Source organism: Segatella albensis DSM 11370 = JCM 12258, assembly GCF_000426565.1.
In the GTDB taxonomy this organism is placed as follows: domain Bacteria; phylum Bacteroidota; class Bacteroidia; order Bacteroidales; family Bacteroidaceae; genus Prevotella; species Prevotella albensis.
The window spans coordinates 106,554-120,621 of the sequence record NZ_AUFP01000005.1 but is presented as its reverse complement, the minus strand read 5'-3'; the positions used below and the strand labels follow the sequence as shown (position 1 = coordinate 120,621).

Genomic DNA, 14,068 nt, shown 5'->3' with positions numbered 1-14,068 from the left:
TTCATGACAGCATAAAATATGTAAGCAGATGAAAGCAATTCTAACAGTTCTCGCTTTGATGCTCTACATTGGGGTTGAAGCACAGGAAACAATAAAATTGAAAGAAAATATGATACAGGAAGTTGATTTTAACGTATGGCCGAAAGGTGAGTTGAACACAGCATTCGCCCAGTATTTCATCGGCAACAGTTATCTGGCTCCGCTCGATGCACAGAACGGTGGCCCAGTGAACGTAACCTTTGAGCCTCGCTGCCGTAACAATTGGCACATTCACCACAAGTCGGTGCAAGTGCTCGTCTGCGTCGCAGGTCGTGGCTGGTATGTCGAGGAAGGCAAGGAGCCTCAGGAGATGCGTCCTGGCACGGTTATCGCCATTCCTGCCGAGGCAAAGCACTGGCATGGAGCTGCCAAGGATTCGTGGTTTCAGCATCTGACCTATATGACGAAAGTTGAGGATGGATCATCCACCACATGGCTCGAGCCCGTTGTGGATAAAGAATATGAAAAACTGCCAGGCAGCAATGCCCCACAGATTACCTCATCAGCAGAGGAATACCATGCACGGATGTTTCCCGGCTACAAGTCGGACTTTAAGCGTACCGACCCTGAGTTTATCGAGCGTTTTGACAACTTCGCATTCGATGAGGTAATCAAGCAGACATCCGACAAACTTGACGACCACACCCGCTTCATCTGCTATTTGGCTACACTGCTCGGCTGTCAGGGTATTGATGAATTCCGTGCTTTGCTACCTGCTGCGCTTAATATGGGCGTAACACCCGTAGAGGTGAAGGAAATCGTTTATCAGGCTACGGCCTATCTCGGCATCGGACGCGTCTTTCCTTTCCTGAAGGCCACCAACGAAATCTTCGACCAGCGCGGCATTGCCCTGCCGTTGCCTCCGCAGGCACAGACCACCCAGGAGAATCGTCGCGAGGCTGGCGCACAGGCACAGGTCGATTGTTTCGGAGAGGGTATGCGCGACTTCTGGAAGTCTGGTCCCGAAGACAGCCGCCACATCAACCATTGGCTAGCCGACAACTGCTTCGGTGACTACTACACCCGCACAGGCTTGGATATGAAGTTCCGCGAACTGATCACATTTTGTTTCCTTGCTGCGCAGGGTGGTTGCGAGCCACAGCTAAAGGGACATATCAACGGTAATTACCATGTTGGCAACGACAAGAACTTCCTTATCGCTGTCATCTCCTCGAACCTCCCCTTCATCGGCTATCCACGCACGTTGAATGCCCTCAACTGCATCCGAGAGGTAGAAGCAGCAAAGAAACAATAGATGTTTCACCTGCGATTTGCAATATTTTAAGGCAACATACTAATTCCTTTGACGCTCAGCGGACATACCCATGCCATGCAGTTGCGCTTCATGGGCTTCACCCCTTCCAAGTGGCTCTATCCTGAGTGCGATGGTCTTTACACGCAGTTCGATGCTGCTACCGACTATCGCACCGTCATGCCGCAGTTCCGCAACTATGATGCCAATGCCCAGTTGTTGGCTCTCATCCGTCGTTTCGCAGAAGAAAAAGATGCATCCCCGGCCCAGATTTCACTGGCATGGATGCTTCGCACGATGCCTCTGAGGTTCAACTCACCGATGCGGAGTTTACTGAGATAGACAACGCCCTCCATCATACTCCAATGTCAGAGGTGTTTGGAGGCTCAAAGATAACAAAATAAACCCAGATAATTGAGAAAACAAAAAGTATATTAGCAGATGAAAGTATTACTGATTAACGGAAGCCCACATGCACATGGTTGTACCCGCACGGCACTCGACATCGTGGCAGTGGAGCTGGAGCGGAACGGGATTGAGACGGAGGTCGTCCACGTAGGACATAAGGATATCCGCGGATGCATCGGATGTTATAAGTGCCGGGAGTAAGGACGTTGTGTTTTCAATAATGATATGGTCAATGAGGTGGCCAAGAAATTGGAGGAAGCCGACGGACTGGTCATCGGATCACCCGTCTATTATGCAGGGCCTAACGGAACGCTTATCTCATTCCTCAACCGATTGTTCTTTTCTGCCTCGTTTGAGAAGCGGTTCAAGGTAGGAGCGGCTGTGGTTTCTGCCCGCAGGATGGGTACGACAGCGACGCTCGACCAGTTGAATAAGTATTTCCTACACGGCGAGATGCCTGTGGTCGCAAGTCGCTACTGGAATGCCGTGCATGGTAATAACCCTGAAGAAGTAATGAAAGATGAAGAAGGACTACAGACTATGCGCGTTCTGGGTCGCAACATGGCTTTCCTTATCCGCGCCATTGCCCGTGAGCGCGAGGCTGTCGGACTGCCAGAGACAGCCCCCACACGTATTGCAACGAACTTTATCCGATAAAAAGATGGATGATAAGCAACAGATAGAAGCACTCTATAAATAGATGTATCTGGCGATGATTGCCAAGGATACGATAACGCTCAATTATGTTCATGCCGATGAATTCGTACTGACCCACATGACAGGGATGCGCCAGCCGAAATAGGTTTATATCCAATCTATAGCCAACGGCACGCTGAACTACTATAGAAAACATGAACGGACTCATTAGGCAATACATATCGAAAGGGACTATTATGGCTAATTATTCACATCAATACATGACAAAAGTAATGCACAAGATTAACATGAGAGCAAAAGAAAATAGAACTTCTTGACACCTGCAGAATGCTTTTACGAAAAAATATCGTAAATTTGCACTTGCTAGTTGAATTCACGAAAGTTTAACGAACCTTTCATTCCTAAATTTTCACTCTTAAAAAGGTGCTCATAATTCGCGAATTTAGAAATTATGACGGGCTGGTTATGAATATTGAAATTATAACGGAATCGCAACTGGCTGATTATTAGATGGTTATAATCTTGATATTTAGTCCTGTCATCAAAATATACAGAAAATAGCGGCTTGCTCAGTTAACTACGTAGCTCGCCATATCTATTCTCGTGAGCTTATTCAGTTAACTTCGTAAGCCGATGAAGTTAACTTCATTCAGAAATTCAGCTTTTAGAAGTTGATTCTCCATATTTTTGAGAGTCTAAAAGTTTCCCATATGTTCTAGAAGGAGCACAAAACTGTGCACGATTTCTTTTAACAGTTGTCATATTAAAGTTTAAAGATTATAAAATTTTTTCTTCGGGATGTCTTCGGAAATCGTTCGGGATCTGAAGAGGCTATAATTTGTTTCTATAAGTTTTGTTTTTATAGAAATGAATGCCATTATATATGGGATATGACTTTTTGCAACCAAGTTGTAGCAAGAAAATCTTTATTTTGCATCAAATAAAAAGGGTATTTATGTTTTGGGATCTAGTATCGAATTATTATGAACTTTTCGAAAACCTATATAATGGTAAGGTTAATCGAAAAATGTGTAGGAAGATTGCAGATAAAATTTCTTCTGACGATAATGTATTGGAATGTGCGTGTGGTACAGGCATGAATCCTGATGAATTATGTTCCTGGCACTTTTGAGTAGCTGAGTCCTACCCAGCAGGTGTTAAGTCCCAATGTCTGGGCTAAAAGAACCAGTTGTTCTCCGTAGTAGCCAGCACGTTCATTCAGGTCCGTCGGATTTTTCACCTGCTATTATCAAATAGTTTGTGACGTTACGAAACTTTCCATATTTAGCCAGCCTTTCCAAGAATGCCTTTGGCTCGTTCTGGATTAGCTGTATGTGCAGGCTACCTTCTTTATTGATTTCTGCAATTTTATCGTTCAGCACTTTAACCACTTTGTCGGTTAATGGTTGACTTTTATATGCCCTTACGCTGTGGCGGGCTTCAATAGCTTCTTGTATTGTCATATTGTTATTTATTTTTTATATTTATAATATAGTTTCTTGCAATAGTTCCAACCACCTGTTGACCATAGGGCAAGGAAAACGAGAACAGGCTGAAAGAACAGTCGTATAAGACGTGCCTGATCGGTATCAAGTCCAAAGGCATCAATGTGGTTTACGTATTGATTTATGTTGCCTGGGAATATGAGCACATAGAAAAGTGCGAGCAATGCTCCAACAAGTGCTTTCTTTTTATAGAGGAATAACATGCTAAGTCCGAGGCAAATTTCCACCACACCTGATGCAAGAACAATAAAGTCGGTGAAGTCTGTACTGAACTGCAGCCACACTGGTACTTGAGCCACAAACTCCTGACGTGCATGAGTAAGATGGCTATAACCTGCATAGGTCATAAAGAGACCCAGCAGTAAACGGAAACAGAATTTTAAATACTTCATAATGTTTATGTTATTTTCTATGTTTTGCTTCTTAATTCAAAGATTTCAATTATTTCTTTAATGTTTCAATAATTGTGTCTAATTTTTCTGCGAGTTGCTGATAATCATCTATTTGAAGCGGACAGGCAGAGAGTTGTTTGCCTATACCTGCAGGAATAAGCTGGTATGCTTGTTCTTCCATCTCGAGACCCTTCTCTGTGAGACTGACAAATTGCTGGCGCTTGTCGTGCTCTCCCTTTCTTCGGCTAATAATTCCTTGTTTCTGCATGCGTTGGAGTAGGGGCGTGACGGTGTTAGTCTCTAACTGCAGACGATGGGCAATGTCGTTTACAGGCTGATTGTCTTTTTCCCAAAGCACCATCAGCACCAGATACTGTGGATAGGTGATGCCCAGTTCAGTCAGCATCGGTGTGTATGCCTGTGTTATTAGTCGACTTGCTGTATATAAACGGAAACAAATCTGATTGTCGAGTTGTAATTCTGCGTGCATAAATCTTAATTTCTATAATTGAGTTTAGAAAAGCATAGCTTCAACGTCCTTCTCAAAGTCCTTTGGAGCTGTAGTAGGAGCGTAGCGCTTGATAGAGGGGTGAAACCACACTTGCTGGCTGTGTTTACTATTAAAAGTACTTTGCCTTCAAACTGCTTAAAATCTAATTCTTTACCTTTGCTCGTTAAAGCTTTGAAATCATAAATTCTTGTCATACCTAATAATTTTGAATTGTTTTCTGCATTATTGCTGTTCTTTATTTGAAACTGTAGATATGTCGCTTGCGATATTTCTGCTGCAAATATAGAAATAGTATTTTATGTCGCAAGCGATTTAATTTAATCTTTAAGCAACTTTAACGATAAATCGTGTGCGATATTTGTTATTAATTAATAATACACTATTTCTTGGTATTGCAATGTATTGATATATTTCATATCTTTGCGACAGAAATATGAAGAAATAACATGCAATGGAAACGATAGTTATTGGACTCTTAGTGCCGATGTTGGGCATTGTTCTTGGTTCGGCAGTGGTGTTTCTGACAGGAAAAGAGATGTCGGGCTTGCTACAAAAGTCACTGCTTGGTTTTGCGGCTGGTGTTATGGTGGCAGCATCATTTTGGTCGTTGTTGTTACCAGCTGTTGAGATGCAGGGCGATTCTAAATGGGCCGTAATGCCTGCTGTTGTAGGATTTCTGTTAGGCATTGGCTTTCTTTTACTTATTGATATGCTAACCCCTCATCTGCATATTGGCACAACACAGCCAGAAGGCCTGCGTTCAAGTTTTTCTCGTACTACAATGTTGATGCTTGCAGTTACAATTCATCATTTTCCAGAAGGCATGGCTATCGGTGTTGTTCTGGCTGGAGCAGGGCAGGAGGGCGTTGACATTAGTGTTGCCAGTGCACTCGTTGTGTCACTTGGCATTGCCATTCAGAATGTACCTGAGGGTGCTATCGTCTCTATTCCAATGCGTACATCGGGCAAGACACGTACAAAATCTTTTTTGTTGGGATGTTTAAGTGGTATTGCTCAGCCTTTAGGAGCGATTCTTGTCATCCTGCTGGCAACCCTGTTTGTTCCTATGCTCTCTTACATGCTGGCTTTTGCTGCAGGAGCAATGCTCTATGTGGTTGTGGAGGAATTGATACCCGAAGCCAGTAGTGGTGAGCATACTAATCTGAGTACCATTCTTTTTGCTGTAGGCTTTGCTCTTATGATGTTGCTTGATGTGATATTATAGTTATAGGTGATGAAAATAATGCAAATATGCAGAACTTTGATTATATGACTCCGACTCGCTTTATTTTTGGCAAGGAGTCGATTGTGAAGCTGCCCAGCGTCATGGCGCAGTTTGGAAAGAGAATTCTGTCGCTGATATACTTCAGGAAGATAAGACCCAGCACGACACCTTTATACTCCGAGGCATCAAGGTTGCCACACAGTTTGTCTGCTGCTCTCCATATTTTCTCCTCAAATTATTGTGCTAAATTCTCATCGGAATAGTAAGTTTAGTTTGGATTATGGATATATAATATGGGAATAAACTAAACCATGAAGTGTATTATCAAGCTGGTCTCTCTTTTTTTTGACGGCAATTGCATCTTTTGGTCTTGTTATGCGAACTTTTTTTTCTTTGAATTCTTGGTTAGGGTTTGCCTATTTTATTGTGTCAAATATGTCCGTTAGATACGACACTATTCTTCTTCCCCGTTGCCACTTCGAACTATTGGAAGTCTTAAACTCTTTCTCATTATGATAGATAAGCATGTATGGCAGACAGCAAAAGTTTTATTGAAATACTCCGTTTGCTTGATGCCTAATTTTATGCTCAATTGGTCATTTGGCTTTCTTCTGCTTGGTTATTTAGCAAAGTATTGTTCGGTGATTTGGAGCAAATTCATTCGGTCATTTTAACCCTCCAGATTGTAGTCTGTTGCTTAAAACTGTCTATTTGGCCCCAAATTCTGCATAAATATTAAATTTCAATTCCTTGTTTCATTCTAAAATGCATTTTTCATGGCAAAGAACAACCAGTCTACAGACAGGTAGATGCAAGTAACCTACCTGTTACCTACGAGAAATAACAGAAATGGAATAAATAAAGCACTACTCTTACTATACCTCTACAATACAATTCCTATAATCTTCCTCCTATTGTTGTCCGTTTGTTGTCCGTTCATTTAGCGAACAACAAACGGACAACAATCGAACCAATAGCCTTGTAATAGTATGGTTGTAGTATAGCTGTAATAAGGGAAAGACAAAGTATATATACAAGATTATTTAATAAAAGTAAAAAATAATAACATCATTAATTCTAAAAAAAACTATCTTTGCGAATAAATTACTTCTTCGTAGCCTTAAACAACACTTTTCCTAATATATACATCACATTCTATACACAATCATTAAAGGTATAAATATATGAAACAGAAGAAAAATTGGATAATCACCGTTCTTCTCATCATCTGCAACCTAAACGTGGTACAAGCAGAAACATTACGAGGAACAGTAAAAGATGCAATTACTGGTGAGCCATTAATAGGTGCTACTGTTAGAATTGCTGAATTGGAAAATGTTGCTGTAGTATCAGATATTGACGGCAACTATATAATAAATATCAAGCAAGGCGGCCGCTATACTGTTGAAACAAACTACATTGGCTACGAACCGAGTCTAATGAAAGAAATAATGATTTCTGGCGCAAAAGAAGTTGTTATTGACATTACTCTACGTGAAAGAACTAATGAAATAAAAGAAGTTATTGTGCGACCTCGTATCAATAAGGAAGCAACAGTTAACCCCACTGTACTGACAGGTGGTGTGATGCTTTCTATGGAGGAAGCCAGTAGATTTGCAGGTGGTTATAACGACCCTGCCCGTTTGGTAATGTCGTTTGCTGGTGTATCAGGCGAAGCTGACGGAAGTGGCCTTTCCATACATGGCAATGCCCCCGAACGTATGCAGTATCGCATAGAAGGTATTGAAGTTTTTACCCCAAACCACTTTAACGATACCTGGAATGCAGGCTATGGACTGGTGAGCGCTCTGAATTCTAACGTCATTGGCAACAGCGACTTCTTTACTTCAACCTTCAATGCCAACTACAACAATGCTCTGAGCGGTGTGTTCGACGTAAAGATGCGATCGGGTAACAACTCAAAGCACGAAAACATACTTCAGATAGGTACCATATCTGAGGAGTTGACACTTGAGGGGCCTATCTCACGACAGAACAACAGTAGCTACATCGTGAACTATCGTTATGGTTTCACTTCGCTAATGGATCAACTGAACTTGATAGACACAGACGGAGCACATGTAAAATTCCAAGATTTCTCTATCAAGCTCAATTTCCCAACCAAACGTGCAGGCACATTCTCTATTTTCGGTCTGGGCTTCCACGACAACACATGGGATGGTCGAATGAAACTTGAAGACATACATTCTGCATACGACGTTTCTGACGTCGAAGCTAAAGTATCACAACTGTTGGCTGGAATTTCTCACAAAATTCACTTAGGCAATAAGTGGAGTTGGCGTACCACGGCAGCCTATAACATGCAGCACCTAAAGAGTGACACATATTACTACGGACTTATGCGTTCTGATAATGACGTCCTCAAACAGCCACTGGCGTATGAAGAACCCGAGAAGAAATATCTCTTCAGCAACCAAAAGATGAACGAAGACCGATTGCAGTTTAACACAGAACTGTCGAAACAGCTTACAGACAAGTGGCTTACTCAATTTGGTGGCGGATACTCTCATCGTTTCTTCAATCTCACATATCGCTCTGCTGATAAGGTCTATGCACCAGTCAACACCATGCAAGAATACACCAATATGAAGGACAACACAGGCTTGGCAAACGTGTTCTGGCAGAACCTTTTCACAATAAACAATCATCTAAGCCTTTCGGCTGGTATTTCTGGGAATTACTTCCTGCTCTCAAAAGATCTGTCAATAGAGCCTCGCATCAGCATAAAGTGGGATGCTAACGATAAAAACAGTTTATCACTGGGCTATGGCCTGCATTCTATGGTGGAAAAACTTGATGCCTACTTCTATCGCGATGCACAAGGAAATCTGGTAAACAAAGATCTGGGATTGAGCAAGGCACATCATCTGCATGCCACCTACATTCATAAATTCAACAGCAATCTTACATTGCGCATGAATGCCTACTATGAATATGGATTCAATACTCCAGTAGGTATTAACGGCAGCACATATTGTGTAACGAACCGCTACTTCTTCTACACCGACGAACCGCTTGAAAACAAAGGAAATACTCGCAACTATGGCGGCGACATCACCCTTGAACACTATATGAGTCATGGATTCTTCGGACAGACAAACTTTTCTCTCTATAAGTCACAATATAGGGGCGAAGACAAGGTATGGCGCAACCAACTCTACGATCGTGGCTTTATGTTCAAAATACTGGGTGGTAAAGAATGGATGTTGGGTAAGAACGTACTCAATGTCAGCGCAAAATACTCTATCCAAGGCGGTTTACGCTATACACCTATCGACGTAGAGCAAATGCGTGCAAATGTAGCTGCAGGTATCATCGACGACAATCCTATATACAAGGATAATGAGGCTTTTTCAAAGCATTTCGATCCCACAAGCATCATTGACCTTACCGTTAGCTATAAAATCAACAAACGGAAAGTAAGTCACACTATTGCTTTCGAAGGTCTTAACATTCTGGGAACCAAGACTCCAATGTTCCAGCGTTTCGATTTGGGCACTCTCGATGTGCGCACAGACAAAGGCGGCGTCTCATTGCCAAATATCTTCTATCGTCTTGACTTCTAATAGTAAATTACATAAAATAAGAAATAGCTATGACACATAAAAACATACTTATCTGCTGTATGATAGCCTTAATTTACGGCATAACATCGTGTAAGGAGGCAAAAGTACAAGAAAACAAAGAAACACAGAATGTTGTGAGCACAGAACTTCTCCGCACCTCTCAAAGCTGGGATGGTGTGGAGCTGCCCGACTATCTGCAAGGGCGCCCCGAACTGGTGGCTGTGAAATACGTGTTCCCCGCAGGTAAGAAACTGGGCTGGCATCATCATCCCGTAATGAACTACGGCATACTGGTGCAAGGTGAACTTACCATCATCGGACAAGACGGCAAAAAGAAGGTTGTGCATGAAGGTGAAGCTGTAGTTGAAATGGTAAATACCATTCATCACGGCGAAAACCGAGGCAAGGAACCAGTCATCCTCTATATGTTTTACCTTGCACAAAAAGGCATACCACTTGCCGTACAGCATCCCGAGATTCCACTATAGTGAACTAAATAAAAGTATCATTATAACAAGATTGCTATGAAATTGAATATCTACGAAGAAGCAAGCCGCTGCCTGTTGTGCGAAGATGCCCCATGCACTCAAGCCTGCAGGACAGGCGACCCTGCACGTGCTATTCGTGCCATACGTTTCGACAACAGTAAGCCCGCACTGCAATGGGTAAAAGACTGCAGCGACGAAGATTTAGAGCGAGCAGAACAAGTGTGCATTCACTCAGGCGGTTCTATCAATATCAAGGAAATACTGCATAACATCAGCCAAGACGATGTGGACAACAGCAACTATCCAGATCTTCATATCATATTCTGCGGTATTCATTGTGAGAACCCATTCTTCCTGGCCTCGTCGGCTGTCTGTACCAACTACGATATGGTTAGCCGTGCTTTCGAGGCTGGATGGGCAGGTGTATTCTATAAGACCATCTGTATGCAGGAAATAAAGGAAGTGTCACCACGTTTCGACGCAATGCATAACAATGACACACACGGTGATTTCTATGGATTCCGGAACATGGAACAACTGAGCGAGAATCCTGTAGATCTCGATTTTGACATTCTTCACCGATTGAAAAAAGACTACCCATCAAAGGTAGTCATAGCCTCTATAATGGGACAGAATGAGGAAGAGTGGATTTGTTTGGCCAAAAAGGCCGAGGAGGCTGGTTGTGATGCGATAGAACTGAACTTTTCATGTCCTCAGATGAAACACAAGGGCATGGGCAGCGATGTTGGACAAAGTCAGGAACTAGTAAAGAAATATACCGCTTGTGTAAAACGAAGTGTGAGCATACCTGTCATCCCCAAAATGACACCTAATATCACACATATTGCCGAACCTGCAGTAGCCGCAGTAGAGGCTGGTGCCGATGCAATTTCTGCCATCAACACCATAAAAAGCGTTACGATGGCTGCCGAGGCTGAAGTAGCAGGACAGCGCACCATCTCTGGGTATTCAGGTCGTGCTGTACGACCAATTGCCCTACGTCACATTTTGGAACTGGCACAAGCCCTCTCGCATACATCCCTCAGTGGTATAGGCGGCATTGAGACTTGGCGGGATGCCTTAGAATTCATCCAACTTGGCTGTACAAACGTTCAGGTGTGCACTGCAGTCATGCAGTATGGCTATCGAATCATAGATGACCTAACACTTGGTCTTCAGCGCTATATGGCAAAACGCAACATCACACAGTTACAACATTTGGTTGGCGAACAGTTGCCGAAATTTTTTAAACCCAATAACCTTGATCGTGATACCATCGTCTATCCAAAGATTGTTCGAGACCTATGTATCGGCTGTGGCCGCTGCTATATTTCTTGTATGGACGGAGGTCATCAGGCTGTCACTTTCGACACAGCCACCCGTGAACCCCATATTATAGGTTTCAAATGCGTAGGTTGTCACCTATGCCGCCTCGTCTGTCCAACAGGAGCTATAAGCGTATGTAAAAGAATAATAAAAAAAAACTTATAATCATAAAACAATGAAGAATATATTATATCTATTAACATTATGTCTTTTCATGCAGTCATGTTCTAAGAAGAACACTAAGATCTGTATTGAGGAAGATACAAGTCAGTTTGTAACTATTACCGATGTTGTGCCCGACGCCATCCTGGAGATACGCTACTACGGCACGTACAACTTCGTGGGCAGTCGCATCGACGGCTATGAGGAGCCTACGGCACTGCTCACCAAGCAGGCTGCAGACAGTCTGAAGGCCGTCAGCGATGATGTGAAAGCACAAGGCTATCGCCTGAAGATCTACGATGCCTACCGTCCGCAGAAAGGCGTTGACCACTTCGTGCGCTGGGCAGAGGACATCAACGACACGCTGATGAAACCCTATTTCTATCCCGATCTCGACAAGAGCGTGCTCTTTCCTCAGGAATACATCTGTCTGAAGAGCGGACATACGCGTGGCAGCACCGTTGACTTGACACTGTTCGACATGAACACTGAAAAGGAACTCGACATGGGCGGCACCTTCGACTGGTTCGGCCCAGAGAGCCATCCCGACTTCTGTGGCAATCCTGAAACGGGCGAGTACACAGGTGACAACTCAAAGTCTCCTGCTGAGCCTAAGCGCAGCATCACCCCCGAGCAGTTCCAGAACCGCATGATTCTCCGCCAGGCCATGCTCCGCCACGGCTTCAAGCCTTTCGACACCGAGTGGTGGCACTTTACCCTGAAGGACGAACCCTTCCCCGACACCTATTTTACATTCCCAGTCAAACAATTAAAGTAAGAGATGAGACAGGTAAAACTATGGATGAGAGCCGCCATCCTCTTCATCTGCGGCGCAAGTATATTCACCTCGTGTACGAACGACGATGACCCTGTGACCCCGCCGACCGACGAGGTGGAGACGCAACTGCAGAAGATGACGTTGCGCGAAAAGGTGGGGCAACTGTTCTACGTGCGTCCGGAGTGTCTCGACACCACCATTCACTTCAACCTGGTCAGTACCATAGACCACAGTGCAGACGACATCAAGAAAATCAAGCTGCAGGCCGTGAACGGCACGATGCAGGGCGTGAACGAGAAGTACCCCGTGGGCGGCATCATCCTCTATGCCCATAACATCGAGGACGAAGCGCAGCTGGCCAGATTCATCTCGCAGATACGCACCCTAAACGGCTCACCGCTGCTTTGCATCGACGAGGAGGGAGGACGCGTGGCCCGTATCGGAAACAATGAGAACTTCCAGGTGGAGAAGTTTGAGTCGATGGGCGCCATCGGTGCCACGGGTGACCCGCAGAATGCCTACCACTGCGGCAACACCATCGGCGCCTACCTCAGGAGATATGGCTTCGACATCGACTTCGCCCCCGTGGCCGACGTGAACACCAATCCGGAGAACATCGTCATCGGTGCCCGTGCCTTCAGCGACGACCCTGCGGTGGCAGCACCGATGGTCGTCAACTACCTGCAGGGGCTGAAGGATGCCGGCGTGACTGGCTGCATCAAGCACTTCCCTGGCCATGGCGACACCAAGGCAGACACGCACTATGGCTATGCACAGAGCCTGAAGACTTGGGAACAGATGAAGGACTGCGAGATGATCACCTTCAAGGCAGGCATCCAATGGGGTACTCAGTTGATAATGACGGCTCACATCGCCACGCCTAATGTCACGGGGTCTGACATCCCCGCCACCATGTCGTCCGTCATCCTGCAGGACAAACTGCGCGGTGAACTGGGCTACCAGAACATCATCATCACCGATGCGATGGAGATGGGAGCCATCACCAAGCAGTACACCAATGGCGAAGCCGCTGTGGGTACGCTCCAGGCTGGTGCCGACATCGTGCTGGGTCCGCAGAACTTCGTGGAAGCCTTCGATGCCGTGGTCAAGGCCGTGGAAGACGGCAGGCTCTCCGAACAGCGCATTGACCAAAGCGTGCGCCGCATACTGAAACTGAAGAGGCAAATAGGACGATAGTGACAATCAGAGACTATAGCGTGTAGGCATGATAATATAATAAAATCGGCACAATGCAAACATCTACAAAAATCTGCAAATATCAGGTGACAACTACCCCCAAAATGAGTATCGGATATTTGCAGATTTTTACCCCTATTTTTCGTACTTTCTACCGCAGAATGTGCTAATTTTTATTTGCAGATTTTTGCAAGTATTTGATAATAAGTTAGTTATTGAATTTGTTGAAATACTCTAATAATACAGTATAACTAATTATCAATCAGTGTATTATAAACTATTTTCCGACGCAGAAGTTACTATCTGCAAATATAATCCGCTGATATACAGCAATATAACATTAGTTTATATTATAACGTAAAAACAACCATTTTTATTGCCTTGAAATGGCGTTTATAACGTAACATTCATAACACCACCGCCAACGTTGGCCAGATAGCTGTTCAGATGTGAATGTACATCGATTATGCCCTGAGCCTGTACCATTGCCGCAAACATCAGCGAGATTAGCGTTATCCTCAGTCTCATACCTTTTTGCTTA

15 protein-coding genes and 2 pseudogenes are annotated in these 14,068 nt (G+C 44.1%); 9 read left to right on the top strand and 8 right to left on the bottom strand.

Features of this window, described 5'->3' with window-relative positions:
• The first annotated feature begins 58 nt into the window (after positions 1-58).
• From K333_RS12875 to K333_RS11845, 3 genes and pseudogenes are all read left to right on the top strand, one after another.
• Positions 59-1,294: a cupin domain-containing carboxymuconolactone decarboxylase family protein gene (locus K333_RS12875; protein ID WP_244870406.1), complete on the top strand. Its 1,236-nt coding sequence runs from the start codon at positions 59-61 to the stop codon at positions 1,292-1,294.
• 48 nt (positions 1,295-1,342) lie between these two features.
• Positions 1,343-1,633 (top strand): hypothetical protein, encoded by a 291-nt coding sequence (locus K333_RS0103450; protein ID WP_024989291.1) that lies wholly within the window; start codon positions 1,343-1,345, stop codon positions 1,631-1,633.
• 99 nt (positions 1,634-1,732) lie between these two features.
• A pseudogene (locus K333_RS11845) lies at positions 1,733-2,356 on the top strand (flavodoxin family protein).
• On the opposite strand, the gene K333_RS13080 reads toward K333_RS11845, so the two are convergent.
• From K333_RS13080 to K333_RS13540, 6 genes are all read right to left on the bottom strand, one after another.
• A complete protein-coding gene (locus K333_RS13080) occupies positions 2,346-2,552 on the bottom strand; it encodes a hypothetical protein (RefSeq protein ID WP_161624550.1) in 207 nt (68 codons plus the stop codon). The pseudogene K333_RS11845 and the gene K333_RS13080 overlap by 11 nt on opposite strands.
• A 915-nt stretch (positions 2,553-3,467) precedes the next feature.
• A complete protein-coding gene (locus K333_RS13545; RefSeq protein WP_262498678.1) occupies positions 3,468-3,596 on the bottom strand; it encodes a nitroreductase family protein in 129 nt (42 codons plus the stop codon).
• Complete coding sequence (locus K333_RS11835) at positions 3,571-3,819, bottom strand: nitroreductase family protein (protein ID WP_051230854.1); 249 nt, start codon at positions 3,817-3,819, stop codon at positions 3,571-3,573. Before K333_RS11835 ends, K333_RS13545 begins: the two co-directional genes overlap by 26 nt.
• An 8-nt stretch (positions 3,820-3,827) precedes the next feature.
• Positions 3,828-4,253 carry a DoxX family protein gene (locus tag K333_RS0103430; protein ID WP_024989289.1) on the bottom strand — a complete coding sequence of 142 codons (426 nt, stop codon included), beginning with the start codon at positions 4,251-4,253 and terminating at the stop codon, positions 3,828-3,830.
• A 49-nt stretch (positions 4,254-4,302) separates the two neighbouring features.
• On the bottom strand, positions 4,303-4,743 hold the full coding sequence (locus tag K333_RS0103425; protein WP_027452334.1) for a MarR family winged helix-turn-helix transcriptional regulator: 441 nt from the start codon (positions 4,741-4,743) through the stop codon (positions 4,303-4,305).
• Positions 4,744-4,748: 5 nt separating this feature from the next.
• A complete protein-coding gene (locus K333_RS13540) occupies positions 4,749-4,958 on the bottom strand; it encodes a hypothetical protein (RefSeq protein WP_262498677.1) in 210 nt (69 codons plus the stop codon).
• A 257-nt stretch (positions 4,959-5,215) separates the two neighbouring features.
• Here K333_RS13540 and K333_RS0103420 point away from each other — a divergent pair, with 257 nt between their 5' ends.
• Complete coding sequence (locus tag K333_RS0103420; RefSeq protein ID WP_024989288.1) at positions 5,216-5,989, top strand: ZIP family metal transporter; 774 nt, start codon at positions 5,216-5,218, stop codon at positions 5,987-5,989.
• Between the two features lie 124 nt (positions 5,990-6,113).
• Here K333_RS0103420 and K333_RS12860 read toward each other — a convergent pair.
• Positions 6,114-6,212: pseudogene (locus tag K333_RS12860) on the bottom strand (type I restriction-modification system subunit M N-terminal domain-containing protein); the annotation flags it as partial.
• 961 nt (positions 6,213-7,173) lie between these two features.
• Between K333_RS12860 and K333_RS0103415 the strand changes: the two are divergent.
• From K333_RS0103415 to K333_RS0103395, 5 genes are read left to right on the top strand one after another with little or no spacing between them, the layout of a single operon-like run.
• Complete coding sequence (locus K333_RS0103415) at positions 7,174-9,576, top strand: TonB-dependent receptor (protein ID WP_024989287.1); 2,403 nt, start codon at positions 7,174-7,176, stop codon at positions 9,574-9,576.
• A 59-nt stretch (positions 9,577-9,635) separates the two neighbouring features.
• The gene (locus K333_RS0103410; RefSeq protein WP_024989286.1) at positions 9,636-10,064 is read left to right on the top strand and encodes a cupin domain-containing protein; all 429 of its coding nucleotides are present in this window, start codon (positions 9,636-9,638) and stop codon (positions 10,062-10,064) included.
• Positions 10,065-10,100: 36 nt separating this feature from the next.
• Positions 10,101-11,555, top strand: a complete 1,455-nt coding sequence (gene preA / locus K333_RS0103405) for an NAD-dependent dihydropyrimidine dehydrogenase subunit PreA (protein ID WP_036889054.1) — start codon at positions 10,101-10,103, stop codon at positions 11,553-11,555.
• A 49-nt stretch (positions 11,556-11,604) separates the two neighbouring features.
• Positions 11,605-12,330: a M15 family metallopeptidase gene (locus K333_RS11830; RefSeq protein WP_244870405.1), complete on the top strand. Its 726-nt coding sequence runs from the start codon at positions 11,605-11,607 to the stop codon at positions 12,328-12,330.
• 3 nt (positions 12,331-12,333) lie between these two features.
• A complete protein-coding gene (locus tag K333_RS0103395) occupies positions 12,334-13,527 on the top strand; it encodes a glycoside hydrolase family 3 protein (protein ID WP_051230852.1) in 1,194 nt (397 codons plus the stop codon).
• A gap of 393 nt (positions 13,528-13,920) precedes the next feature.
• Here K333_RS0103395 and K333_RS13535 read toward each other — a convergent pair whose 3' ends face one another.
• Positions 13,921-14,055: a hypothetical protein gene (locus tag K333_RS13535; protein WP_262498676.1), complete on the bottom strand. Its 135-nt coding sequence runs from the start codon at positions 14,053-14,055 to the stop codon at positions 13,921-13,923.
• Positions 14,056-14,068: the final 13 nt, after the last annotated feature.

Bases quoted from the DNA above. Each gene is read 5' to 3' on its own strand.
- K333_RS0103415 (WP_024989287.1), top strand. From the start codon at position 7,174: ATGAAACAGAAGAAAAATTGGATAATCACCGTTCTTCTCATCATCTGC.
- preA (WP_036889054.1), top strand. From the start codon at position 10,101: ATGAAATTGAATATCTACGAAGAAGCAAGCCGCTGCCTGTTGTGCGAA.
- K333_RS0103430 (WP_024989289.1), bottom strand. From the start codon at position 4,253: ATGAAGTATTTAAAATTCTGTTTCCGTTTACTGCTGGGTCTCTTTATG.
- K333_RS13535 (WP_262498676.1), bottom strand. From the start codon at position 14,055: ATGAGACTGAGGATAACGCTAATCTCGCTGATGTTTGCGGCAATGGTA.
- K333_RS11830 (WP_244870405.1), top strand. From the start codon at position 11,605: ATGCAGTCATGTTCTAAGAAGAACACTAAGATCTGTATTGAGGAAGAT.
- K333_RS0103395 (WP_051230852.1), top strand. From the start codon at position 12,334: ATGAGACAGGTAAAACTATGGATGAGAGCCGCCATCCTCTTCATCTGC.
- K333_RS12875 (WP_244870406.1), top strand. From the start codon at position 59: ATGCTCTACATTGGGGTTGAAGCACAGGAAACAATAAAATTGAAAGAA.
- K333_RS11835 (WP_051230854.1), bottom strand. From the start codon at position 3,819: ATGACAATACAAGAAGCTATTGAAGCCCGCCACAGCGTAAGGGCATAT.
- K333_RS0103425 (WP_027452334.1), bottom strand. From the start codon at position 4,743: ATGCACGCAGAATTACAACTCGACAATCAGATTTGTTTCCGTTTATAT.
- K333_RS13540 (WP_262498677.1), bottom strand. From the start codon at position 4,958: ATGACAAGAATTTATGATTTCAAAGCTTTAACGAGCAAAGGTAAAGAA.
- K333_RS0103410 (WP_024989286.1), top strand. From the start codon at position 9,636: ATGATAGCCTTAATTTACGGCATAACATCGTGTAAGGAGGCAAAAGTA.
- K333_RS0103420 (WP_024989288.1), top strand. From the start codon at position 5,216: ATGGAAACGATAGTTATTGGACTCTTAGTGCCGATGTTGGGCATTGTT.
- K333_RS13080 (WP_161624550.1), bottom strand. From the start codon at position 2,552: ATGTTTTCTATAGTAGTTCAGCGTGCCGTTGGCTATAGATTGGATATA.